Origin of the sequence: Methylobacterium sp. WL116 (genome assembly GCF_008039455.1) — a bacterium.
Classification (GTDB): Bacteria; Pseudomonadota; Alphaproteobacteria; order Rhizobiales; family Beijerinckiaceae; genus Methylobacterium.
In genome coordinates this window covers 1-1,233 of the sequence record NZ_VRUV01000859.1, presented here as the reverse complement: position 1 = coordinate 1,233, position 1,233 = coordinate 1, and the positions used below count along the sequence as shown (strand labels likewise).

General features: G+C 73.9%; 1 protein-coding gene and 1 pseudogene. Both read right to left on the bottom strand.

Annotated features, from left to right (window positions below):
- Positions 1-64: 64 nt before the first annotated feature.
- Entirely contained in the window at positions 65-631 is a 567-nt protein-coding gene (locus FV223_RS27970; protein ID WP_147729920.1) for a lysozyme, read from the bottom strand.
- 49 nt (positions 632-680) lie between these two features.
- Positions 681-1,233: pseudogene (locus tag FV223_RS27965) on the bottom strand (complement C1q domain-containing protein); the annotation flags it as partial.

Sequence of the window (1,233 nt, the reverse complement as noted above, 5' to 3'; positions counted from 1 at the left end):
TTTTTTTAATTCACCCGCCCACCCCCTACATCAACAACTTGATTTCGGGCGGCAGGTTATTTTGTTAAAATCCGAGCCGACCCGGCCGCGGCACGGTCGGCACCAGGACCGGGGTCGCGACGCCCGGGTCCGTGACCGCGGCGACGGGGGCCGCGATCCGGAGCCGCGCGGCGTTCACGGTCGGGCGCGGCAGGGCGACGGCGTAGGCGGTGACGAGCTGCTCGGCCTCGGCGCGGCGGCGGGGCAGGATCGCCGCGGGCTTGCGCCACAGCAGCAGCGCGTCGGCGGCACCGGCCGCGTCGCCGGCGTTGATCCGTCTCAGGACGGTCGAGCCGGCGAAGGCCGCCGGGCCGATGTTGTAGCAGAGCGAGACGAGGGCATCGAAGGCGTGCGGCCCGACCGCCGCCGTCAGGCCGTCGCGGACCGCGGCGACGTAGGTCGCGACGTCGCGCGCGAAGATCGCGTCGCACTCGGCCGCGGTGATCGCGAGGCCGGGGACGACGCGGGGGCGCCCCGCCGCGGAGGTGTGGCCGACGCCGATGGTCCAGACGCCGACGGAATCGCGGTAGGCCGTCAGCCGCCGTCCCTCGCGCGCGATGAGGCACGCCTCGCCGATAAGGGTGAGATTCATGGGGATCTCCGGGGCGGGGAACGGCGGTCGGTGCGGCGGGCGCCCGGCCTCAGCCCAGCTGCTGCGCGCCGAAGGACGCATCGGCCGCGGCCACGTAGCCGTCGGCCCCCGTGAACCGCACCCAGACCTCGACGCCGTCGCCGGCCGCGAGCTTCAGGGTCGTGGCGAGCGACAGGGCGGTGACCCCGTCCACCAGCGCACCGGTCGCGGCGGCGCGGCCGCGCCCGGCGGGGGCGCCGTTCCGGTAGAGCTGGACCTCGAAGGCCGTCGGCGCGCTCGCGTTGTTGCGCTTGTAGGTGAGCATGGCCGAGACCCGATAGAGGCCGGCCTCGGGGGCGGTGAAGCGGTTCGTCGCGGCCGCGAACGCGCCCTGGTCGTTGCTGTCGGCGATGTTGAACTGCACCTTCGTCCAGGCGCCGGCCGGGACGTAGTTGTCGAAGCTCGTGGTCGCCGCCGCCTTGGCGAAATTGCTGATCCGCGCCCAGCCCGTGCCGGTGTACCACTTGAGCGCGGTCGCGGTGCTGTCGGCGTAGAGCTGCCCTTGCGCGAGCCCCGTCGTCGGGTCGGCGGCCAGCGGCGCGAGGCGCACCGCCCCGCTGGCC